Origin of the sequence: Paraburkholderia sp. EB58, assembly GCF_050436665.1 — a bacterium.
Taxonomy (GTDB): domain Bacteria; phylum Pseudomonadota; class Gammaproteobacteria; order Burkholderiales; family Burkholderiaceae; genus Paraburkholderia.
Map to the genome: position 1 here is coordinate 15007 of NZ_JBNDMQ010000026.1, position 22058 is coordinate 37064.

A 22058-nucleotide genomic window follows, 5' to 3' on the forward strand; every position below is an offset into this window, starting at 1 on the left:
CGATGATTATCAGCCCACCCTTTCTGCCGGCTGCTGGCCTGACCACCACTGACCGCGCGGCCACCGATCCGATGATGGATGTGCTCGACAGGTTCACTGCGTCGCATGGCGGTTATCCGATTGCGTTTGACCGCCGTTGGCATACCGGACTGCACCTCGTGCCCGACGATCAGCACCTGCCCGTCCGTGCGATTGCGGATGGCGAGGTAGTGGCTTTCCGGGTGTGCCAGAAACCGCTCACCGACGGGTTCGACGATGGCAATAGCAATGCCGGGTTCGTGCTGCTCAGGCATACAACAGAAACCGGCGAAAACCGTACGCTCACCTTCTATTCGCTATATATGCACCTGCTCGATCTGGATGCGATGAATCGCCTCGGCGTCGTCCATCCAGCAGATGATCAAGGAAAGCAGCCCCCGCATGCGCCAGCGCCGTGGTTGCAACACCCGACCGGAGAAGCCGTTCCGGGTAGCGGCAAGAAAGTCAGTCGCAAGGACATTCTCGGCTACTTGGGCAAGTTGCAGAACATGCATCAACTGCACTTCGAGGTATTCATGACACAGCGCGATTTCAAATCGTACTTTGACGGTACGCAATTCGGGCATACGGCCTTGGCGACGCCAACTGGCACTGACTACTGGGGTCACAGCTACTACGTAATTCCCACCGGGCAGGCTTTCTTCGGACTACCTCCTGGTACAGACGAACACAATAAACTGAACGGCATCAAATTCGACTACGCGCAGAGTGGAAAGAATGAGCGTCGATTGCAAGTTGAGGTGTATTTCCACAAGGGCGACAAATACACCAACGTATGGAGCGTGGCGGACAACGGTGCCCGGACCCTGCTGACTGAATCGCCTATTATGGAAAAAGACTACGAGTACGATCTTCACAACCGCGCGACGAAGCTTTATCCCGCCTGCCCGAGCGACGGATATGAGTTGCTGCGCTTCGGGCGCATTCTAAGTACGCCAGCAACGCTGGCAGCCATGCCGGAGTCGTCCCGGCCGCTGGGCGCCGGGCAGGCGGGACCTGTGCTGGCGAAACCCCGCGTCACGTGGTTTCTGGTGACGTTCGCTGAAGGCAAGAAGGGCTATATCGACATCAGCGACGACGCGATCCAGAAGCTGTCAGATGCGGATTTCCCGTTTTTCATGGGCTGGCAGAAGATCAGTGAATCGGCCAGCGACAGTCCATTTCGGTCGGGTGCGCCGTTCGACAGCGACGGACTATGGGATCTCGAGAAACTCACCCAGCTCGTCCGGACCGCTGTAGGCGAAGCCACTCCTATGTTTGCCCATAAGTATGCGGGTCAGCAACCCGCAGCCGGGAAGAAGGCCGAAGCGCAACAGAAAAACGATGCGTTAAAGCGCTATGTGAACGATCCCGATAGCTCGGCGGTTCGTGACCTGTTGCAACGTTTCGTTTGTGGGGCGCCGAGCGAATGGGACAGTACGCATCTCGATACCCGCTACAAGAATCTGCTCGATGCGGGAGAACATTTTGAAGGCAAGCAGGCTGGGTACGACAAGTTCCTTGCCTTCGTGAAGAAAATCCAGTTCTGGGGCGCAACCGGATTGCCGGCTGGCGAAAAGCTGTGGCTTTTCCATCCACTTGCGTTCATCCGGCACTTTAGGAGGTGCGGGTGGCTTTCCAATATCGAAATTGCGAGGACGTTACCGCTTTTCCCCTTTTATTCATCACAGGGGTTCCCTCGTCTCGCGCAAACGCAGGGCGCCGCAAACACGATGCGCCTGCAAGAAGTGTTACAGCAGCAGAAGCCATACGTCGCGGCCTTGAACCGCTCGATGCGTATGTTCGGTATCGACACGCCAATCCGAAAGACGAATTTTCTCGCACAAATAAATTGGGAGACCGCTCAATGGCGAAACTTGCCACCCAATCGAAGAATCATGCACGAATGGTTTTTTGGAAAATATAGCGAAAACAATCCAAATACGCAGTACTATGCCGCCTTTTATGGCCGCGGAATAATGCAATTGACATGGGCTGGTGCTTATCTAGATTACAGGAAATTTCGCGGCTCCGTTATGTTGCCAGATCATTCTGGAGCGTACGATGATTATCTTTCTCCACAAAATCAACGTATAACGCTGACATCCAAACACTGGACGGCGAAGCCAGGCGACAGAGGCGAACAAATAGTGTGGGCGCCACGATTTGATCCAAATATTATTGGCAATGATCCGATGCACGCATGCGATTCTGGTGGATATTTCTGGGTATCCAAGCATCACTCGGGGCACTTCAACATTAACAGAATCGCAGACGAGGGGATTTCTTCTCAAACCGTAGGTGAGATAAGTCGGCTTGTGAATGGAGGCGGAAACGGCTATTTCGAAAGGCAAGCGTACGCTGCATTTATTTCTGCTCAACTCACTGACACCACAGATAGCGGAAAAGAGCAGACATTGCAAACCCCTCGAGGTTCTATTCGAGTCAATTTTTTGCTTATGGAATAAAGATGAAATTCATATTCTCTCCAACCAGGGATATGGCCATTCGCGGCTTTATCTCAATGGCGCTGCTGGTTTTATTGACAATAGTTGGAAATGTTCAAGCCGAACTTGCTCCCACCGATGGGGTCAAGGCAGAGGTGACAAAAGGGATATCAAAGGCTGCATACCGTGACTTAATTTCTAATCTTTTAAACCCAAATGATATCGATAGGGCGTCGACAAAAATTTCATCTATTATTGAGTGGCGATATGGTGACGCATACGGGACAGTCATATCAACTGAAGACTCAAGATATATTTATAGTTCTTGCTCGATATTCGAAAGAGTCGGAAATGGAAAGTATGAATATATGTTTGGCGATCCTGCCTGTCATTTCATCGAATCAGCTAGGATAATTAGACACTCTGAGTTTAGCACTATCGAAATGACTCTTCTTGTTGGGCAAGGGTATGGAAGTCCGATGGAAAAGGATAGATATCTTCTATTCTTCGACTCTTCAAAGTCGTTATTTTGTTCGCCTCGAAGCAAAACGGATCGATTCAAATGCTCCAAGGACCCCTCAAATGAATAAACAGCCTCCTGGACATGAAATATTCCAATGGCTTGATGAGAAACGATTTGTCACGCCCAGCGCAACCAATTTAATCTGATGAACTCAAATTATATTTTGACTATCGCTTTTTATATCTCGACAGTCGTCTTTGCTGGAAATACATATGCTCACACGAAACCGCGGGAATTTTTAGTTCGTCAAGCGAACGGAGGATAACCGCATAACTTGTCAATCCGGTTGCGGCATGATCCTTCAGCAATGCGACGACGAGGCCGACGATGCTCTCAGCAAGAACATAGATACTCTGCTTGCGAAGCCGCGTTCCGCGCCTTGTGCTGCGCTCGTAAGGAAATATGCTGATGGCTCGACTCAGTTGGCCAATAGCGTTGTTACTGAGGCAGATTCACAGCCTGGGCGGTTTAGTGCCCAGTTGAAGATGAACCTGTTGCAGCAACCGTATGAAGCGATAAAACTGATCGATGAGATGTGTAAGTAGTGCGTCGAGTAGCTTTTAGCATGGACCAACACTTTGCATCAGTAGAAAGTCAATTTGGAGTCGACATCTTGAATGTAAAAGAAAAAACCGCGAAATCATTAGATCCAACCTATGCAGTGGATTTTCAAAATCCAGTCTCGATGTGCGCGCACAAGCTCGGGCTGAAGCTCTTTGCGGCGAAGGGCAAGGTCGAAATTCAGGCACAGAGCGACGCGCTCGACCTGTTCGCGGACAAACAGCTACGCGTGGCGAGCGCAAGCCAGGACGTGCTGGTGAGCGGCAAAACGAAGGCGGCGATGGCCAGTGGCGGCGCGGCGCTGACGATCGAGAACGGTAACGTGGTGTTCCATTGTCCGGGTGAGTTCCGGATCAAGGCGGCATCTTTCACGTTCGAAGGGCCGGCTGGGTTGAATACGCCTTTGCCGGTGATGCCCAAAAGCAAACTGAAACTGACGGGCCAGTACCTCTCCTCTCGCTAACTCATGATTATCAGCCCACCATTCTTGCCGGCTGCCGGCCTGAACTCCACCGATCCCACGGAAACTGATCCGATGATGGCCGCAGTGGAAAGTTTTGAACTGCCCCATGAAGGCATCTATCCGATTGCCTTTGACCGCCGCTGGCATTGCGGCTCGCATCTCGCGCCGTCTGAGCAGACAGAACCGGTGCGGGCCATCGCGGACGGCGAAGTGATCGCGTACCGCGTCAGCAAGAATGCGATCACCGATGGTCATATCGATCCGGATACCCGCAGCCCCGCACTGAATTCAAATGCCGGTTTTGTGCTGCTCAAACATGTGACCGATACAGGCGACGGGCGCACCATCACCTTCTATTCGCTGTACATGCATCTGCTGGACATGACCAACCAGCACAGCATCGCTCACCAGCCGAGCGACCCTCCTACGGACAGCTCACCTACCGGCTTGCCCGCGTGGCTGCTCGACACGGCCGGCGGCAAGGACGGAACGGTTCAATCCGGCAACGGCAGGAAGGTCTGGCGCAAGGACATGCTGGGTTACGCGGGCCGTTGTCATGACATGACGCACCTGCATTTCGAAATCTTCATGACCGCAGCGGATTTCACGGCGTGGTTCGGCCAGGCTGGGCATACGGTCCAGCTTGGTGTGAAAAATCCGGTCACACCCGCTTCGAAGGACTACTGGGGGCACAGCTACTTCGTGATTCCCGGCGGTCAGTCGTTCGCTAGCGTACCGCCGGGACAGCACGACTCGACGTATTTTCCGGCATTGACGAGCGGTACGCTGGATGCGCGGAGTACGCTGTACGTCGAAGCGTATTTCCACAAGGGCGAGCGCTACATACGCTCGTGGGTCGACCGGGGCGATGGCAAGATTACGCCGCTGACGGCTTCGCCTGTGAGGGACCGGTACGCGGAGTACGAATACAAACTGTACCAGCGGGCGACAGCGCTTTATCCGGCCTGCCCGAGCGACGGCTATGAGTTGCTGCGCTTTGGCCGCATCCTGGGTACCGACCAGCCGACCTTGCCGGCCACGTCGCGCGGCACGTGGGTCGCCGTACCGTTCGATGAGAACGGTACCCAGGGTTATATCGACATCAGCCAGGGTGTCATCCAGAAGCTGTCGGATGCGGATTTCCCATTTTTTATGGGCTGGCAGAAGATCGAAGACATCAACACGCCGCTCGATGAGGCCGGACTCTGGCGCTTCGATGAACTTAGAAAGCTGGTCGGTGACGCGACGGCTGATCAGCATTCTGCGAGCCAGACCGATCCGGAGTTCACGCTGGACGACAACCTGACGGGCTATGTGCATGGCAGCGATGCAGTTCGGGCCCGCCTCAAAGGATTCGTGTGCCATGCGCCGAGCGAATGGGATACGGCTAACAATGATCCACGCTACAAAGAGTTGAACGAACCGGATGGATTCTTCGGCAGCCGCGCAGACACGGATCCGGATGGGTATAACAAATTCCTGGGTTTTCTGAAGAAATTCCAGTTTCTGGATCAGACGTCGCTCGCGGGTGGCCAGAAGTTCTGGTTCTTCCATCCGCTCGCATTTATTCGGCATTTCAGGAAGTGCGGGTGGTTAAGTCGCAACGAGATGTTCCAGATGTTTCCGATGACCGCCTTGAGACCAGCGGCGAATCATCAGTGGGTATCAGAACGGGTAACAATTCTGCTAGGTACCGTCGATAAGTATCGGACCGACTTGAACAAGGTAGCACAACGCTACGGCATCGTAACGCCGACCCGCATGGCAGCGTTCTACGCGAACGCCATGCAGGAAACAACATGGTTCGCATCTCTCGTAGAAGGCGAGGATAAAAAGAATCCACAACGCTATTTACCGTGGCAGGGACGTGGATTTCTTCAGCTTACCTGGCCGAAGAACTACATCATGTACTGGAGATTCGTTGGGAGACAGGTGTCGGACGATCTCGAGAAAACGCTTGATGCCGCAACGCGGAAAGCAAACAAAGATCGCACAGATGTTGCGCTCAAGGCGGCCGAAGCGTATGTATCAACGGAAATGAAAACATGGAGAAACAACGACTTCGTTCTTCCCGACGGTGCCGCTGACAGTGCCGGTGCGTACTGGATATGGAGCCTGTCCATGCAATCTGCCGATAAGACCGCGCCAAACGTTTTCACGGTGCAGGTCGCACAGGTTGCGACTGCACCTCGTCAGAGCCATAGCGAACCTGTTGTGTACTACAGCAACGAGGCCTTCGGCGCGGTGGCTGCAACAGTCAATGTGGGAAGTCCAAGGTCCAACTATGGTTCGGTGAACGGCATCGTGGCCCGCTTCCAAGCTTTTATATCAGCTCAAATGGTCTTTCTGGATATGCCTTTGTTTCCTGACTCGGATGGTATCTCACGTCCTATCCCTGAAAAATACACCCCGAGGCGACCATGAAACTGACAGCTTTCTTTTGCAGCCTGCTGCTCGTGGCAATGACAGCGAAAGCTGAAATGTCGACCAGCAAGTCAACGTCTTCCGTGACAGAAGCAAAATACTACTTGATCGGCCAGTGCCGCTTCGCAATAAATTCTTTGGGAGGAGGAGCTTTCACTGCCGACAATAGATCAGAGCCCTCCGCCGGTGCCTACACCGGCCTGCTTGCAACTGACGATCCCGAATTTACCATTTTTTGCTACCCAGGCGCGAGCGATGACGAAATCAGTGATCAGCTAGGCGCAAAAAAAATAAATGGAAAGTGGGTCTGGCTTGGAACAGGTGAACCGTTTGAATCTGCGCAGCATTTCAAAATTTTTGCATTCTCGGGGAAGAACTGGACGGGGCAGGCGGTCACATATGACGATACAACCGGTGACGAAGCGATGCGTCAAAGGCGGTTTAGCTTTTGCCTTTTACAGACAGGCGGCTCACAAGTGCTATGTGGTACTTCGAGTGTAATGCCATTGGGCTATCCCAAGAGCAACGTGTTACCCAAGATCATGGCCGTACTCCGGAGCATCGAATTTGTCAATTTGCCTAGCCCTGCGGATGCCAACGCGGCAAGCGACACAGCCGCCCCGAACGAGTAACTATAAAACATCAATGATATCTCCGATCCGCGTTGTAAACATCTTCTTGTTAGGCATAGTAGTGAACACCAAAGTGACGCCCGTTAAAGGTAGTAATTGGTGTGGCTGGATCGCAGGGCAGACGTTCGAGAAAGAGAACTCAAGATGCAGAGACGATGATAAGGAATATACGTCATGTTACCGGTGTGTTCAGGCCATGGTCCGCAACAAGAAGATGCCCGCACAACTTAGTCGCGTCTGCCTTCTACGAAAACGTCAACTCAGTTCAGAGAACGGCTTTAGTGATGATCCATTTATAGACATGCTCAGAACACTCCGATTTAAATAAGAATAATTGCATCGCATTAACGCGCCTGTACTTTAGAAACAGAGGATTTCGAAGATGAGCAATCAATTACATTTCATGCGGAAATTTATTCCCTGCCTTCTACTATGCATGTCTTTACCCGCACACTGCGAGGTGAAAGTGGAGGTATCGTGCTTCAGCTCTGGAGGGGAAAGACCCATACGATTTGAGCTGAGGACGTACTATGATGACCAGGCAAAATGGTCAGGTGCATTTGTAAGGTATGAAAAATCGAGGGCAGCCATATCTCTTGCCGATATGGCTTTTCGTGAGGAATCGTTTGACAAAAACGCTCCGTCACTAGCAGTGATTGACTGGGTTGAGGTGTCTGGAAAAAGCATAACCGGCGAGTATGAAATGATAAGCCAAGGCACGAACATAAACTCCATGACATATACAAATGCAAAGAGCCACAAAATATATTCCTTCATCCACGACTCCAATACCAATTCGTCCGTCCGGTCAGGTTGTGAATGGTAGCCATTAGATTAAAGCAAACCAATAATGATGAAATCCCCCATCCGTAAAGGCGACAAACTCGAACACGGCGGCGAGGTCACAACAGCCACGTCTGGCATGACATTCATGGACCAACCGCTTGCGTGTCAAGGTGACGAAGCGCTATGCGCTCTGCACGGCAGGACCACAATTGCCGAGGGCAACCAGTCGTTTCCCGGCCAAAGTGGCAAGCCAGTCGCAATGCACCACCACCGCTGCGCGTGCGACTGCCGGCTGATCTCGTCGCTGCTGAACGTCAATATCGCCTGATGCCGGTCGACCTGTCCCCTGCCGGACTTCCCAGCGCCTATCCCTCGCACGGGCCACGCTTCTGGCCGTGGGTTGGCATTTGGGCCATCTGCTGTGTACTGGGCGCCGCGCTTACGCTGCTGCTCTGGCCGCGAGGCGAGTCCGCGCGCGGCCCATGGTTCTGGTTCTTTGCCGTGGGCCTGCCCCGTTGCGTATTCGGTCTGCTGCTCGCGATTGCGCGCGCCGGATACGAAGCGCTGTGGTTCCGGGCGCACTTCCGGAACAGACATCGCAGCAAATGGCTCAGCGCCCGGGTTCTCGTTGCACAACGACCCTTGCAGATCCTCGGTACCGGTCACTGCCTGCCGCTCGGCAATCTAAGCCTCGCTGAAGTTATGACGGCGGCAAAACCGCTGCCAAAGATGCGGCCGGCCCGCAACGGTCCTGGGACGGTCCTGCACAACCGGTTTGGCGACGCCGAACTGCAATCCGCTTACCTGACTGAGGAACCCGTACCCGACGAGAGCGAAATACCAGCGTCGGGCCAGGAAAACATATCTCCGACAGTTCGCATGATGAGTTCAGCGTTACTACCCCTCGCCGCCACCCTGCACGCACTCTCGCAATACGAGCCTATCCATTGGCCTCAAGTGCGTGTGCTGGCCACCGCATCCGAGGCCGGCGCACGCGTGCAACAGACGCGCGACGCGCTGCGCATCGCCGGACTACCACCGCTGCAATGCCGGGCCATACAGGCATCCGATGGACTGCTCGTAGCCGACGCATGGCTGGACGCCCGCGAGCGGCGCCCGCTGCTGATGATCGCAGCGGCATGGCACGACGCCAACCCGCCTGCGGGCAGCACCGAAGGTTGCGTGGCTGTACTGCTTGACCCCGGTCACTATCGCTTGCCTGAAGAGGTGCAAGTCGTTGGCACGCTGCATCGTCCCGTCGCAGGCGACTTTGACGAACTGCAGTACGTGCTGGCGAATGCAGTGATCTGGGGCAACGCCGACGCGCCAGCCGTCACGCGTGCATGGATCAGCAATCTGTCCAGCGAGCACGACACGGCGCTGCTTGCAGCGCTTGGCGCCGCTTCGCTGTCCGGTGTCGCGAAGCTCGAAGCGCAGCGCCGTCCCGATCGTATCGTCGGCGACGCGGGCGCCGCGAACCCGTGGCTGTCCGTTGCCGCGGCCATCGAATCCGGTCTGAGCAGCCCCCAACTCATCGTTGACGGGGCTGCGGCGGCCATCCTTTATGTGACCCCTGACGTTACACCAACTCTTTCGCATGACGATTCCAAAGAATAATCTCTTGGCGCTCAGCCAGAACGACTCCTCGAGCAAAGAGCCCGGAGGGTTAGCCATCTGGGGTTTGCCCGTGATAGCGGCCCTCCTTGCCGCGCTCGCCCTTCTGGTGGTCTGGGCCAAAGGCGATCTCGTTGGCGCGCCATCGGTAGAGGAGAAGAAAACAGCCACGATCTGGATCCTCTGCATTTGCGCGACGGTGGTGATCGCGCACCTCGTGGCACTCGGGATCGGCGCCTACGCGTTCACCGGGCGAGTGTTCCGGCAAGAGACCGGCGACGCTCCCGACGCGCCTCGGCCACTCAAACGCGATATTCGCCTCCAATACCTATGTGACGAACTGCGCACCTCGCACGGCTGGTTCTGGCGCTACCGGATGCCGTGGCTGATGGTGACGGGGTCCGAAACGCTCGTTGACGAGGTTGCCCCCGGCCTGAAACAAGCGGCGGTGATACATGTCGCCGAGACGATTCTCGTGCATGCAGCGCCGGACGGTATCGACGCGGCGCAATGGCGCCGGCAGATACGGCAACTGCGCCGCAGGCGCCCCGTCGACAGCCTGGTTCAGGTCGAGCGCACCAGTGACGGAATCCGAGCCGACGTAGAGCGGGCGCGCACACTCGCAGGAATCGCGACCGACCTCGGCTGGGCCGCGCCCATCACGTTCCTGCACGCAGTTCCAACAACTGGCAAGCAGTCCGAATGGTTCAATGCTGTCGGGGCTCTAGTGAATCGCTCCCCAGGCGCGTCAGCCCACAATAGCGCCGAAGCACTGACGGAGCAACTTACCATCCTCGAACGCGTATCGGCTGATAGAGGCATGCTCCTTTGCCGCGAGCCGAACTGGATCGCCTGGCTCGCGCAGATCTCGGTCTACATCGGCGATCAGCGTGAGCGCATAGTGACGGGCTGGGAAACCCTTGTCTCCTCGAAGTGGCTCCGTGCACCGCTGGCGAGCGTGATGTTCGCCCCAACATTTCCGGGTGCTGGCGTGGCCCCCGTGCCGGTCCCAGCAGACCCCGCCTCTGCGCAGGATCGGCCCGCTGCGGCGACAGGTGCAGTAGGCACGGCAATACAACTGACCGCGGAAGCCGACACCGCCTTGGCTCTGCGCGTGCAGCCCACATCGCTTGTTGCCACGTGGCAGGAGATCGGTGCGAACGTGCGCCGTCATCACGGCAAACGCATCGGCTTCTACTGGCCGAATGCGCTGGCTACGCTCATAACCGTTGCGGCGATCGGCTGGTGCGTCGCCATGACGATCTCGGCTATCAGCAACCAACATCTGATCCGCGACGCGCAGATGAGCGCCGACGCCGCGCTCTCTGCCGCCCCTGGTTCTCCCACCGCGCTACGCGCGCAACTCGCCCTGCAACAGCAGATCGAGACGCTCGAGTACCGCCAGCAGCATGGCGCGCTTTGGTACTTGCGCACAGGCGTCGGTCGCAATGACGCTATCCTCCAGGCGCTCTGGCAACCGTACCGGACAGCAGCCACCCGCAATCTGCAGCGCCCGGTCGTACAGACGCTCGAAGCATCGCTCGCTGATCTCGCGCAAGTGCGCGCCGATGCACTGCAGAGCCACGACGCGCAGCGGAGCGGCTATAACGCGCTCAAGGCATACCTGATGCTGACCGAACCTCGCCGCACCGATCAGGCTTTCCTGACCGATCAGATCGTCGCCGCCTGGCCCGCACCGGCCTCCATGTCGACCGGCGAATGGCTCGACACGTCGAAACGGCTCGCCAGCTTCTACGCGAGCCATCTGAAAGCGCATCCGGAATGGCGCACCGCTGCCTCAGCGCCGATTGTGAGCGCCGCGCGCAATACGCTGGTCAACCAGATCGGCCTCACCAATGCCGACGACACGGTCTATCAAGGCATCATCGAAGACGCCAAGGGCAAGTACGCGGACGCCTCGCTCATGACCTTACTGAACGGTGCCGACGCGCGGGGGCTTTTCTCGACCACACAGAGCGTGCCCGGTATCTACACTCGCGCGGCATGGGACGGCATGATCGCGCAGGCTATCGACAAGGCCGCAAACGAGCGGCACGTGAACGGCGACTGGGTGTTGTCCAGCGCCCCGAAGGACGTCGCCCTGGGGGATGACGGGACCGCATCCTCCGCAGGTATGGCTGTCGCGCACGAAGGGGCAGCGGCAACAGCCGCGGCCATCACAACTAGCGACACAGAGCGCGCCCGCGACGACCTGAAGGCTCGACTCACGGCGCGCTACTTCACCGAATACACCGCCGCGTGGCAAGGCATGCTCAACAGCATCCAGTGGCAACCTGCCTCGAACCTCAGCGGTGCGATCGATCAGTTGACGCGCCTCGCAGACGCTCAGACTTCGCCGCTGATCGCGTTGATGAAGTCGGTGCAGTATCAGGCGCAGGCAGGCCGCCCATCGCAGGCGCTAACCGATACGTTGGTACGCAAGGCCCAAAGCCTGATAGGCAGCGAAGACAAAACCCAAGCGGAGGTCGTCAACCCGCTCGATAAGCCGTTCGGCCCGCTACTCGCACTCATGGGCGACAGCGGTACGAGCGCCAACACAAGTAACCACGAGGCAAAGGCCCTAACCGAGCTAAATGGCGTGAGCCTCGCACACTACCTGACGGTGGCCACCACCATGCGGCTGAAGCTCCAGCAGATCGCGGCCAGCCCCGATGCACAGGCGATGGCCCGCTCGCTCGCGCAGGCCGTGTTTCAAGGCAAACTCTCCGAACTCGCACAGGCGCGCGACGACGCAGCGCTCACCGCAGCGAGCCTCGGCACGGCGTGGGCCGGTCTCGGCGACGCCCTCTTCGCTCGGCCGCTCGACACCGCATGGCAAACCATCCTGCAGCCGGCCGCCGCCAGCCTGAACGAAGCGTGGCGTGCGAGCGTGGCAGCACCGTTCAACGCAGCCATGAATGGACGGTATCCTTTCTACGACACTAATGCCGACGCATCCTTTGCCGAACTTGGACGCTATGTGCGTCCCGACACCGGCCTGATTGCCCGCTTCATGACAACACAACTGGCGGGCGTACTGAAGCCGCAGGGCGATCAGTGGGTACCGGATGAACTGCGTCCTCAGGCGTTGCAATTCGATCCGGCGTTCCTCACGGCGATCCGGCTACTACCGACGCTTGGCGCGCAACTCTATGCGCAGGGCGACGCAGGCTACCACTTCGAGATCATGGCGCTGCCCACCGCGAATGTGACGCGCACGGAGCTCGAAGTCGACGGCACGCCGCTCTCCTACTTCAACCAACAGGAGTCGTGGACCGCGCTCACGTGGCCTGGTAATGGCCTGAACGGGCACACTGGTTTGATGTGGGAGATGGTCAATGCCGGCTTGCGCCAGGCGTTCGATGCCGCCGGTGACTGGGCATTCCTGCGGCTGCTCGCAAAAGCTCATGTCAAACCACTCGACAGCACCCGTTACGAACTGACGTGGGACCAGCCGGACGCCGCGCCGCTGCGCTACGTGCTACGCACGCAGGTCGGCGCCGGGCCGCTCGATCTGTTGAAGCTGCGAGGCTTCAGGATGCCGGAGCGGATTTTTACTGTCGGCAAGGCAGGCGCCGTGCCGATGTTGCCGCCCTTACCGCCGGAGCTGACGCCGTGAGTGACCAGGACAATCCATACCTCAAATATTTCGACGCGGAAATGCGCTATCTGCGCAACGCAAGCAACGAGTTCGCCCAACAAAATCCGGAAGCGGCGCGCAGACTGGGGCTGACGACGCCCGGTGCACTGGACGATCGCATTGATCAGCTCTACCAGGGTTTCGCGTTCCTGATGGCGCGAATGAGAATGAAGCTCGATGACGCGTTGCCGGAAATCACCGACCCTTTGCTCGACAACCTGTGGCCGCACACCGCACGCACGATCCCCTCTCTCGCGATCCTGGAGTGCGTGCCCCGGCAGGGTGAAGTACGCGTGCTCGGGGCGCTGCCCGCTGGCCTGCAGGTGCGATCGACTCCGGTTGGCGCCGATGGCACCGTGTGCGTCTATCGCACTACGCAGCCGGTGCATCTGCTGCCGCTAGACGTGTGCGACGCCGGGGCTCGGGTGCGCGAGGACGGCCGTACAGTGATCAGCATCGCGTTCAAATTGATGAACTTCGAGCAGCGCAGGCTCGATGACCTGTCTCGAATCCGCCTGTACCTGCACGGCGACAGGCCCGTAGCCTCGGCGCTGTATGCTGCGCTCACGCGCCAGGTGGCCTCGATCGGCGTGCGCATCCCCAGCATCCATGACGGACAGCTACAACCACAGCCAGACATGAAGGTCGAAGTCGCCGGGTTTGGTCCGGAAACCCGGCTATGGCCGTCGGACAACGCGAAACGAAATCACGAACTGGATCGTGAGCAGACCATGCTCGAATACTTTTCGTTTCCCGAGAAATTCCACTTCATCGATCTGTGCGGCTTCGATGCCGCGACGATACCGTTGGGCGAGACACGCATCGAATTCGAGATTTTGCTAAACGGGCGGCTTGCCGGCGACTTCACCTTCGGCAAGGACAACATTCGCCTATTTTGCACGCCGGTGATCAATCTGTTTGAGGTCGACGCCGAACCGCTGAGGCCGCACGCCGCTTACGATCGCGAACATTCCGTGCATGCGCCCGGAACCGCGGGCGGGTATGTCGAGCCGTACGACGCCTTGTCAGTTACAGCAACCGATCAGGAAAGTAGCGAGCGACACGAATACCGCGCGTTCAAGTCGTTCCGGCATCGTGGCGGCATGATGCGCTACGAGTCGCCTGAGCGGTACTTCCACACCTCTACGCGCTTTGGCGTGACAGGCAACCGTCAGTTGTGGGTCAACCTGGGCGGCCAGTTCTGGGAGCACGCAGATAGCCCGCCTGATGGACACCTGACCGTGCGCGCCCTCGCGAATAACGGCCGATTGCCGCGCATGGCACTGCGCGAGTCGATGATCTCGGACCCGGTGTCCAACTTCAACGGCATCCAGTCGGTGCGTAACCTGACGCCACCGACCATGCCGCTGTATCCGCCACGAGACAGGGAATACGACTGGTGCGTGATTTCGCACTTCACCGGTGGCGGATGCAACGAGCTGAACATGATGGACGAATCCGTTCTGCGCGACGTGCTCAAACTGTACGACTGGACGCGTCGGGACGATAACGGAAAGCGTATCGCGGGGATCGAGGGTGTGTGGATCACGGAGAAGAACGTCGTCAGCCGCGCGAGCGTACTGCGCGAACTCCATATCCACGTCGCCATCGACACCGCGGCATTTGCTGGTACCGGCGACGTCGTGCTGTTCGGGGACGTGCTGAGCCACTTCGTCGGACGCTACGCGAATTTTCATTACTCGGTGCGCCTGGTGTTGATCGCGAACGGCGAAGAAACCGTCTGTCCACGCAACGACTACACAGGAGCTCCATTCTGATGGATATCACACACATCACCCGCATAGCTCACCTCAATCGCTCAACCCTGCGGGCAGCGGCCTGTCTGCCATTGCTCGCATCGCTCACCGCATGCGGCGCCTGGCAGTCGATCAAGGATGCGAGCACGGACACAACCCGCGCCGTTTTCGTTGCAAAAGTGAAGCAGATGAACCTCGTGATCACGAGCCGTAGCGCACTCAACCAGGACGGACGCGGTGAGTCATTGCCGGTCGTGCTACGCATTTACCAGTTGAAGGATTCAAAGGTGTTTGAAACAGCTACCTACTCACAATTGCTGGCAGGTACGGGCGATGCGCTCAAGGCGGGCATTCTGGCCAAGGCCGAGGTAACCTTGGCTCCGTCCGCAAGCGTAAGGCTGTCCGAACGGATGGCCGACGACACGCAATATGTCGGCGTCGTAGCGTTTTTCCGTAGTCCGGTGAACGCCGAATGGCAATTGGTGATTCCGAAGACACAGTGGAAGAAAACCGATCCCGTGACGATATCCGTCATCGACAATCGCCTCGAAATCGAGTCTGCACGCTGAGTAGGACAGGCAGCAGGTTTTTAGCAATGCATGGCTGCGCCGCTATTGATCTTTCGTCCTTTTCACTACAAACAAGCGGGGCTAACTCTCCGTCCCGAGGCCGCTGCGCTTCTCACGCAGACGTCCCCGAGACAAGCGTCACCTCATCGAACGGTCACGCTCGTTTAAGCCTCGCGATTCGCGTCGATCACCGTCAGCGCCGCCATGTTGATAATCCGGCGCACCGTCGAGCTCGACGTGAGAACGTGAACCGGCGCGTTGGCGCCCAACAGGAACGGGCCCACGGCAACATTGCTGCCCGCCGCGGTCTTCAACAGGTTATAGGCAATGTTGCCCGAGTCGACGTTCGGGCACACGAGCAGATTGGCCGCTCCCTTCAAGCGGGACATCGGCAGGATGCGCGAGCGCAGCGCTTCGTCCAACGCGCAATCGCCGTGCATTTCGCCGTCAACTTCCAGCGTGGGTGCCTGCTGCGTAAGCAACTCAAGTGCACGACGCATCTTCGCGCCGGAGGCCGAACTGCCCGAGCCGAAGTTCGAACGCGACAACAGCGCCACCTTTGGAACCAGGTTCAACCCGGTCATGCTATGCGCCGCGGCAATCGTGAATTCGGCGATCTGTTCGGCGGTCGGGTCATCGTTGACGTGGGTATCCACCAGCGCGATGGTGCGATTGTCGAGCAGCAGAATATTCATGGCCGCGTAGGTCTGCGCTCCCGCTTTCTTGCCGATCACCTGATCGACAAAGCGCAGGTGATCGTGATACGCGCCGACCGTGCCGCACACCATCCCGTCCGCATCGCCCAGCTTGACCATCATGGCGCCGATCAGCGTCAGCCGGCGGCGCATTTCGACGCGCGCCATTTCCTTGGTGATACCGTCGCGGCACATCAATTCCCAGTACGTCGTCCAGTATTGATGGAATCGTTCGTCATACTCAGGATTTGTCACTTCGACATCTTGACCGAGGCGCAGACGCAGACCGTATTTTTCGATCCGCGCCATCAACACTTCCGGACGCCCCACCAGAATCGGGCGCGCGAGTTTTTCATCGACTATCACCTGGACCGCCCGCAGCACGCGTTCCTCTTCGCCTTCGGTGAACACAATGCGCGACTTGCCGCCCTCGCGAACAATCTGCCGCGCTGCCGCGAATAGCGGCTTCATGAAAGCGCCCGAGCGGTAGACGAATTGCTGCAATTGTTCGGTGTACGCCTCCAGGTCCTGCAGCGGGCGCGTGGCAACGCCACTTTCCATCGCAGCCTTGGCCACGGCCGGCGCAATGCGCACGATCAGGCGCGGATCGAACGGCTTCGGAATGAAGTACTCGGGGCCAAAGTCGACGCCATAAGCACCATAAGCCGCGGCGACCACTTCGTTCTGTTCTTCTTCCGCCAGCGCCGCAATCGCGTAGACGGCGGCCTTTTCCATTTCAGGCGTAATGGTGGTCGCGCCCACGTCCAGCGCGCCCCGGAAAATATAGGGGAAACACAGAACGTTGTTGACCTGATTCGGATAGTCGGAGCGGCCGGTCGCGATGACCGCATCGTCGCGCACGGCTTTTACTTCAGCCGGCGAGATTTCCGGCGTAGGGTTGGCCAACGCTAGAATCAGCGGGCGAGCCGCCATGCGCGCCACCATCGCGGGCTTCAGCACGCCGCCAGCCGAAAGACCGAGAAACACGTCCGCGCCCTCGATAACCTCTTCCAGCTTGCGGGCCGAGGTGTCTTTCGCAAAGCGCGCTTTCTGCGGGTCCATCAGCGTCGTACGGCCCTGATATACCACGCCTTCGATATCGGTCGCCCAGACATTTTCGATGGGCAAGCCAAGTTCCACCATCAACTCGAGGCAAGCCAATGCCGCCGCGCCCGCACCGGAGGTGACGACCTTGACCTCCTTGATGCTCTTGCCCACTACCTTCAAGCCATTGATGAAAGCCGCGCTCACGGTGATCGCGGTACCGTGCTGGTCGTCATGGAACACCGGAATCTTCATCCGCTCACGCAACTTGCGCTCCACGGTAAAGCACTCCGGCGCCTTGATGTCCTCGAGGTTGATGCCGCCGAAGGTCGGTTCCAGGCCCGCGATGATATCGACCAGCTTGTCCGGATCGGTCTCGTTGATCTCAATGTCGAACACGTCGATCCCGGCGAACTTCTTGAACAGCACCGCCTTGCCTTCCATCACCGGCTTCGAAGCGAGCGCGCCGATATTGCCCAGGCCCAGCACCGCCGTACCGTTCGTGATGACCCCCACCAGGTTGCCGCGCCCGGTAAAGCGAAATGCGTTGAGCGGATCGGCAGCGATTTCTTCACAGGCCACGGCAACGCCAGGTGTGTACGCCAACGCGAGATCTCTCTGCGTGACCAGCGGCTTGGTGGCGGTAACCGCCGTTTTTCCCGGAATCGGGAATTCGTGGTAATCGAGTGCTGCCTGGCGATCCGACGTGTTCATGTTCTAAGCCCTTTCTGTGGCGGGCGCCCTTGCGGCGCGAATCAAGCGACGACCCATTCTAGGGACGACCCATAAGGACAACATTCGGAGTTAATATGCCCCCATCACCTTTTTCTAATGGCATGGCAGATTTATGGCGGCATTCGATCCCAACGTGGTGGTGCGCAAGCTGGCATCGCGGCTGAAAATGCGCCATCTCACGCTGCTGCTGCAGATTCAGCAGCACGGCTCTCTGACGCGCGCCGCCGAACACATGGCGAGCAGCCAGCCCGCGGTCACCAATGCGCTGGCGGAACTGGAGGACATGTTCGGGGCGCCGCTGTTCGACCGCTCGGCGCGCGGCATGGCGCCAACGGCACTGGGTAAGGTCGTGCTGGCGAGAGCACGGGCGATGACCGAAGATCTCGACCATCTGGCGCGGGAAATGGAGGCGGTCGCGTCCGGGCATGCCGCGCATCTGCATATCGGCGTGATTCCCTTTATTCCTGGCCAGATGCTGTCGACGGCGATTGAACGCACCCGACCCGAAGGCGATCGGCGTCTGACGGTGACGATTCACGAGGGCACGAGCGAGCAGTTGCTCTCGCAGTTGCGGGACCACAAGGTGGACATCGTTATCGGACGCGCCTCATCCTCGCTCGATCTGCAGCAGGTCAGCGTCGAGATTTTGTATCGCCAGCAACCTCGGCTGATTGCGAGCCGCCGCCTTGCCGCGCGGCTAGCGCGCGGCCGAATCGACTGGCAGAAGCTGGTGGAACTGGACTGGATATTGGGTGCACCCAACACGCCCATGCGCGAGCAGGTCGCCGACATTTTTCTGGGCGCCGGCCTGACGCCGCCGACACCGATTGTCGAGAGCTACTCATCCAAGCTGATCGGCGAGATGATTGTCGTGGGCGAGCAATCGGTGTCCATCGTCCCGGCGGATATCGCCGAGGAACTGGTGCGAATAGCGGGCGTCGCCATCGTGCCGTACTCGTTCGAATGGACCTTGTCGCCGATTGCGCTGTTCACGCGCATGAATGAAGCGCAGCCCATACCTAGCCGGCTGTTCGCCGATTCACTTCGCAAGGTATGCCAGGCGATTTACGCGAGACCTTAACGGGTCGGCTGTGAAATAATCCGCACTCCCATACGAATACTGATAGAGCGGTGATTTGAGAAAACCCCACATCGTCATACTCTTCACGGTGCTACTGGATGCGATCGGCATTGGGCTCATCATGCCCATCCTGCCGGGACTCCTGCACAGCCTCGCCAATTCCGACGCCGCCGTCAGCAGAAACTTTGGCGCCTTGGCAGCCGCCTATGCGTTGATGCAGTTTCTGTTTTCTCCTGTTCTGGGCGCGTTAAGCGATCGTTTCGGACGCCGTCCGGTGCTGCTGGCATCGCTCGCAGGAGCCGCGGTTGACTATCTGGTGATGGCCGCGGCGCCTAACCTCGCATGGCTCTATGTGGGTCGCGTGCTCGCTGGCATCACTGGCGCGAACATGGCCGTCGCGTCGGCCTACCTCACCGATGTCACCCCAGAAGCGGAGCGCGCGGGACGGTTTGGTCAGATGGGCGCAGCATTGGGTGTCGGCTTCATTGCAGGACCGTTGATCGGAGGTTTGCTCGGCGCGTTGCATCTGCGGGCGCCTTTCCTCGCGGCGGCGGCGATGAACGGGCTGAATCTGTTGCTGGCGTATTTCGTCCTGCCCGAATCGCGTAAGCAGCAAAGCAGCCCTCGAGAGAAACGGAGCATGAACGCGTTTGCCACATTGCATCGTCTGCGCGGCGCGCCGAACCTGATATCGCTCGTAGGCGTCTACGCCGTCATCATGCTCGCGTCGCAAGCACCCGCTACGCTGTGGATTATCTATGGCGAGGACCGTTTCGCGTGGACCACGACGATTGCCGGCGTCTCGCTGGCCGCTTTCGGTGCGTGCCACGCCCTTTCCCAAGCCTTCGCTATCGGGCCGCTGGTTGCACGCCTCGGCGAGCGCGTCGCGTTGTTAATCGGACTGGCGGCGGATAGCTTGGGTCTAGTGCTGATGGCCATCGCGACACGCGGTTGGATGCCTTTCGCCATCCTGCCTCTGTTCGCGGTGGGAGGCGTCACCATGCCTTCGCTGCAAGCCATGCTTGCACGACAGATCGACGACAGCCGTCAAGGCGAACTGCAGGGCACGCTCACGAGCATCGCGAGTCTGATTGGCGTTGGAGGGCCGCTGGCAGCGACATGGCTCTACGCGGCCAGTCAGCGCACATGGCCGGGGTTGGTGTGGGCGATTGGCGCTGCGCTGTACCTGCTGGTGTTGCCGCTGTTGTTCAATTCGCGTGCGAGGTCGCAGCAGGATGATGCAGTGGGGACGAGCGCGAGCGAGTAAAGGACGCAGTACAGTCAATTCACGCGCTTGCTCACAATCACCAAGCCGCGTGAAAGCCCACTGACGTTATCGACGGCTTGAGATGCCGCGTACAACTGCGCAATCGGAACCCAGACCGCCGGATACTTGTAGCGCGCAACATCGAGGAGGAGCGCGCTATCGCTCGCTGCGTTATAGGCAGCCAGCGGCGACCAGTGACCACCGCCCTCCTCACCGATCTCCACACGTCTAAAATTCAACAGCGCAAAGCGGTCGCTATGCCCCGTGGTATCGCGAATCAGATCGCGAAACTGCGCAAGTGTGAGGTCGCTGGAACGGAATTTGTTGACCTCGACCGGGAACCCGCTCAGCACCGCACTGAGCTGGTCGAGCGTCATGCCTTCCCGTGATACGCGAGCGGCATTGGCGACCTGCGGATCGACACTGCGAAAGAAGTCCTCTTGCGAAAAGTACGGGAAATCAGGGTATTGAGTCGACTCAGGACGTTTGATGCCCAGTGCATTGAGCGCCATTACCGAGCTCGCCACCGAACAGTACGCCTCATTCCTCTGTGTTTCGAAATACTCCGACAGCGGCCAATACGACTGATTGTCGGCGCTGGACATGAGCCGCTTTTGGCCTTCGGGCTGCGTCAACGCGATAAGATTCGGCGGAACCGGCAACGGTCCGGCGGCCGGATGCATTGCTGCGGGGGCGTCCGCATGACTCTCGGTGAACGGCAAAGACGCGCAGCCTGCCAACGCAACCGCCAAGGCGGCCGCGGCCCAGACGTGCCGGCTCTTGAGCCGAATGAAGCGGAAGAATGAATAGTTGGACATCGAACCCTTCTCATGCGGATGATTTCCGGACGATGGCTGGCTGGACGCTGCGTCAGCACCATACGGGCGAACTCCGGTTTTTTAACACGAAACAAACGCGCGCGTGAGATTCGACCGTAAGATGGGACCGTCGTACGGACCGACTCCACCGCCGATAGAAAGCGAGTTTCCCAATGACAGAGATTCAAGCGGCCCACTTTCCGCAACACCTCGCAGCCGTTCAAGCGATTTTCCGCGAATATGCGGAAAGTCTGGGCATCGACCTCAGCTTCCAGAATTTCGATGCAGAGCTGGCGGACCTGCCGGGCAAGTACGCGGCACCGCGAGGTTGCGTCCTGCTTGCGTGGCGGGACGGCGAAGTGATTGGAAGCGTGGCCATGCGTCCGCTGGATGAAACCGTGTGCGAAATGAAACGCCTCTATGTGCGCCCTGCGGGACGCGGCCAACAGCTTGGCAAGCGCCTGGCCGAATGCATCGTGCAGATGGCAAAAGAGACCGGCTACACAAAAATCCGCCTCGATACACTCCCGACCATGCAAGCGGCGCAGCACGTCTATGCGTTACTTGGATTCGTGCCCATCCCGGCATATGTGTTCAATCCGGTAGAAGGCACGCTGTTCCTCGAGCTCGATCTGCGTACGGCCCAGAAGCAGCGCCAAGGTTGATGTAGCGAAGGTAGATGGCCCCGTTGCCCCGCCGCCAGTCGCGAGGCCTCTTAGCTCACCCCGCCGCTTTCCAGGCAATATCAGCCAGTTTCGACTTTTTGCAGTCACGCCTGGCGTGTAGTCCCCACACGCTCTATATTTAGAACAACATTTAGAGCAACACCTCCCGTTTTTTCCGCTCTACCGCTTCAGCGCGAGTGTCCCGGTCGCATTTACCGAGGCGTATACGCCTTTTGTATTTGAACTTTATCCGGCCTTGGACTAGCATGCGCGCTTTGGAAAATCGCGGCGATTGCATACAGAGATTCGCCGGCCATTC

The 22058-nt window shown here is 58.4% G+C and carries 16 protein-coding genes; 13 read left to right on the forward strand and 3 right to left on the reverse strand.

What is annotated here, in order from left to right; translation table 11 throughout:
* The first annotated feature begins 2 nt into the window (after positions 1 to 2).
* The 5 genes from P3T40_RS30325 (at position 3) to P3T40_RS30345 (ending at position 7068) form a co-directional block, all read left to right on the forward strand.
* Positions 3 to 2486, forward strand: coding sequence for a peptidase M23 (locus P3T40_RS30325; protein WP_429271399.1), 2484 nt, complete (start codon positions 3 to 5; stop codon positions 2484 to 2486).
* A gap of 2 nt (positions 2487 to 2488) precedes the next feature.
* The gene (locus P3T40_RS30330; protein ID WP_429271400.1) at positions 2489 to 3055 is read left to right on the forward strand and encodes a hypothetical protein; all 567 of its coding nucleotides are present in this window, start codon (positions 2489 to 2491) and stop codon (positions 3053 to 3055) included.
* A gap of 498 nt (positions 3056 to 3553) precedes the next feature.
* The gene (locus P3T40_RS30335) at positions 3554 to 4012 is read left to right on the forward strand and encodes a DUF2345 domain-containing protein (RefSeq protein WP_429271401.1); all 459 of its coding nucleotides are present in this window, start codon (positions 3554 to 3556) and stop codon (positions 4010 to 4012) included.
* Positions 4013 to 4015: 3 nt separating this feature from the next.
* Positions 4016 to 6436 carry a hypothetical protein gene (locus tag P3T40_RS30340; protein ID WP_429271402.1) on the forward strand — a complete coding sequence of 807 codons (2421 nt, stop codon included), beginning with the start codon at positions 4016 to 4018 and terminating at the stop codon, positions 6434 to 6436.
* The gene (locus P3T40_RS30345; protein ID WP_429271403.1) at positions 6433 to 7068 is read left to right on the forward strand and encodes a hypothetical protein; all 636 of its coding nucleotides are present in this window, start codon (positions 6433 to 6435) and stop codon (positions 7066 to 7068) included. Before P3T40_RS30340 ends, P3T40_RS30345 begins: the two co-directional genes overlap by 4 nt.
* A 528-nt stretch (positions 7069 to 7596) precedes the next feature.
* Here the strand turns inward: P3T40_RS30345 and P3T40_RS30350 are convergent.
* Positions 7597 to 7845, reverse strand: a complete 249-nt coding sequence (locus tag P3T40_RS30350) for a hypothetical protein (RefSeq protein WP_429271404.1) — start codon at positions 7843 to 7845, stop codon at positions 7597 to 7599.
* A gap of 73 nt (positions 7846 to 7918) precedes the next feature.
* On the opposite strand from P3T40_RS30350, the gene P3T40_RS30355 reads away from it, so the two are divergent.
* The 5 genes from P3T40_RS30355 to tssJ all read left to right on the forward strand — a co-directional run bounded on the left by P3T40_RS30355 (position 7919) and on the right by tssJ (position 15434).
* Positions 7919 to 8182, forward strand: a complete 264-nt coding sequence (locus tag P3T40_RS30355; protein WP_429271405.1) for a PAAR domain-containing protein — start codon at positions 7919 to 7921, stop codon at positions 8180 to 8182.
* Complete coding sequence (locus tag P3T40_RS30360; protein WP_429271406.1) at positions 8134 to 9471, forward strand: hypothetical protein; 1338 nt, start codon at positions 8134 to 8136, stop codon at positions 9469 to 9471. The genes P3T40_RS30355 and P3T40_RS30360 overlap by 49 nt, the downstream gene beginning before the upstream one ends.
* A 70-nt stretch (positions 9472 to 9541) precedes the next feature.
* A complete protein-coding gene (locus P3T40_RS30365; protein ID WP_429271407.1) occupies positions 9542 to 13087 on the forward strand; it encodes an ImcF-related family protein in 3546 nt (1181 codons plus the stop codon).
* A 41-nt stretch (positions 13088 to 13128) separates the two neighbouring features.
* Positions 13129 to 14886: a type VI secretion system baseplate subunit TssF gene (gene tssF / locus P3T40_RS30370; protein WP_429271496.1), complete on the forward strand. Its 1758-nt coding sequence runs from the start codon at positions 13129 to 13131 to the stop codon at positions 14884 to 14886.
* On the forward strand, positions 14886 to 15434 hold the full coding sequence (tssJ, locus tag P3T40_RS30375; protein WP_429271408.1) for a type VI secretion system lipoprotein TssJ: 549 nt from the start codon (positions 14886 to 14888) through the stop codon (positions 15432 to 15434). The genes tssF and tssJ overlap by 1 nt, the downstream gene beginning before the upstream one ends.
* Before the next feature lie 164 nt (positions 15435 to 15598).
* Here tssJ and P3T40_RS30380 read toward each other — a convergent pair whose 3' ends face one another.
* Positions 15599 to 17887: an NADP-dependent malic enzyme gene (locus tag P3T40_RS30380; protein ID WP_429271409.1), complete on the reverse strand. Its 2289-nt coding sequence runs from the start codon at positions 17885 to 17887 to the stop codon at positions 15599 to 15601.
* A 133-nt stretch (positions 17888 to 18020) separates the two neighbouring features.
* On the opposite strand from P3T40_RS30380, the gene P3T40_RS30385 reads away from it, so the two are divergent.
* Both P3T40_RS30385 and tet read left to right on the forward strand, forming a co-directional pair.
* Complete coding sequence (locus P3T40_RS30385; RefSeq protein WP_429271410.1) at positions 18021 to 18989, forward strand: LysR family transcriptional regulator; 969 nt, start codon at positions 18021 to 18023, stop codon at positions 18987 to 18989.
* 55 nt (positions 18990 to 19044) lie between these two features.
* Positions 19045 to 20256, forward strand: coding sequence for a Tet(A)/Tet(B)/Tet(C) family tetracycline efflux MFS transporter (gene tet / locus P3T40_RS30390; protein ID WP_429271411.1), 1212 nt, complete (start codon positions 19045 to 19047; stop codon positions 20254 to 20256).
* 14 nt (positions 20257 to 20270) lie between these two features.
* Here the strand turns inward: tet and P3T40_RS30395 are convergent, their stop codons facing one another.
* Positions 20271 to 21074: a phytochelatin synthase family protein gene (locus tag P3T40_RS30395; protein ID WP_429271412.1), complete on the reverse strand. Its 804-nt coding sequence runs from the start codon at positions 21072 to 21074 to the stop codon at positions 20271 to 20273.
* A gap of 173 nt (positions 21075 to 21247) precedes the next feature.
* Between P3T40_RS30395 and P3T40_RS30400 the strand changes: the two genes are divergently transcribed.
* The gene (locus tag P3T40_RS30400; protein ID WP_429271413.1) at positions 21248 to 21739 is read left to right on the forward strand and encodes a GNAT family N-acetyltransferase; all 492 of its coding nucleotides are present in this window, start codon (positions 21248 to 21250) and stop codon (positions 21737 to 21739) included.
* Positions 21740 to 22058: the final 319 nt, after the last annotated feature.

Excerpts from the sequence above, each read along its gene's own strand:
- tssF (WP_429271496.1), top strand. The coding sequence starts at position 13,129 with ATGCGCTATCTGCGCAACGCAAGCAACGAGTTCGCCCAACAAAATCCG.
- P3T40_RS30330 (WP_429271400.1), top strand. The coding sequence starts at position 2,489 with ATGAAATTCATATTCTCTCCAACCAGGGATATGGCCATTCGCGGCTTT.
- P3T40_RS30385 (WP_429271410.1), top strand. The coding sequence starts at position 18,021 with ATGGCGGCATTCGATCCCAACGTGGTGGTGCGCAAGCTGGCATCGCGG.
- P3T40_RS30340 (WP_429271402.1), top strand. The coding sequence starts at position 4,016 with ATGATTATCAGCCCACCATTCTTGCCGGCTGCCGGCCTGAACTCCACC.
- P3T40_RS30335 (WP_429271401.1), top strand. The coding sequence starts at position 3,554 with ATGGACCAACACTTTGCATCAGTAGAAAGTCAATTTGGAGTCGACATC.
- tssJ (WP_429271408.1), top strand. The coding sequence starts at position 14,886 with ATGGATATCACACACATCACCCGCATAGCTCACCTCAATCGCTCAACC.
- P3T40_RS30355 (WP_429271405.1), top strand. The coding sequence starts at position 7,919 with ATGATGAAATCCCCCATCCGTAAAGGCGACAAACTCGAACACGGCGGC.
- P3T40_RS30400 (WP_429271413.1), top strand. The coding sequence starts at position 21,248 with ATGACAGAGATTCAAGCGGCCCACTTTCCGCAACACCTCGCAGCCGTT.
- P3T40_RS30345 (WP_429271403.1), top strand. The coding sequence starts at position 6,433 with ATGAAACTGACAGCTTTCTTTTGCAGCCTGCTGCTCGTGGCAATGACA.
- P3T40_RS30395 (WP_429271412.1), bottom strand. The coding sequence starts at position 21,074 with ATGTCCAACTATTCATTCTTCCGCTTCATTCGGCTCAAGAGCCGGCAC.
- P3T40_RS30350 (WP_429271404.1), bottom strand. The coding sequence starts at position 7,845 with ATGAAGGAATATATTTTGTGGCTCTTTGCATTTGTATATGTCATGGAG.
- P3T40_RS30380 (WP_429271409.1), bottom strand. The coding sequence starts at position 17,887 with ATGAACACGTCGGATCGCCAGGCAGCACTCGATTACCACGAATTCCCG.
- P3T40_RS30325 (WP_429271399.1), top strand. The coding sequence starts at position 3 with ATGATTATCAGCCCACCCTTTCTGCCGGCTGCTGGCCTGACCACCACT.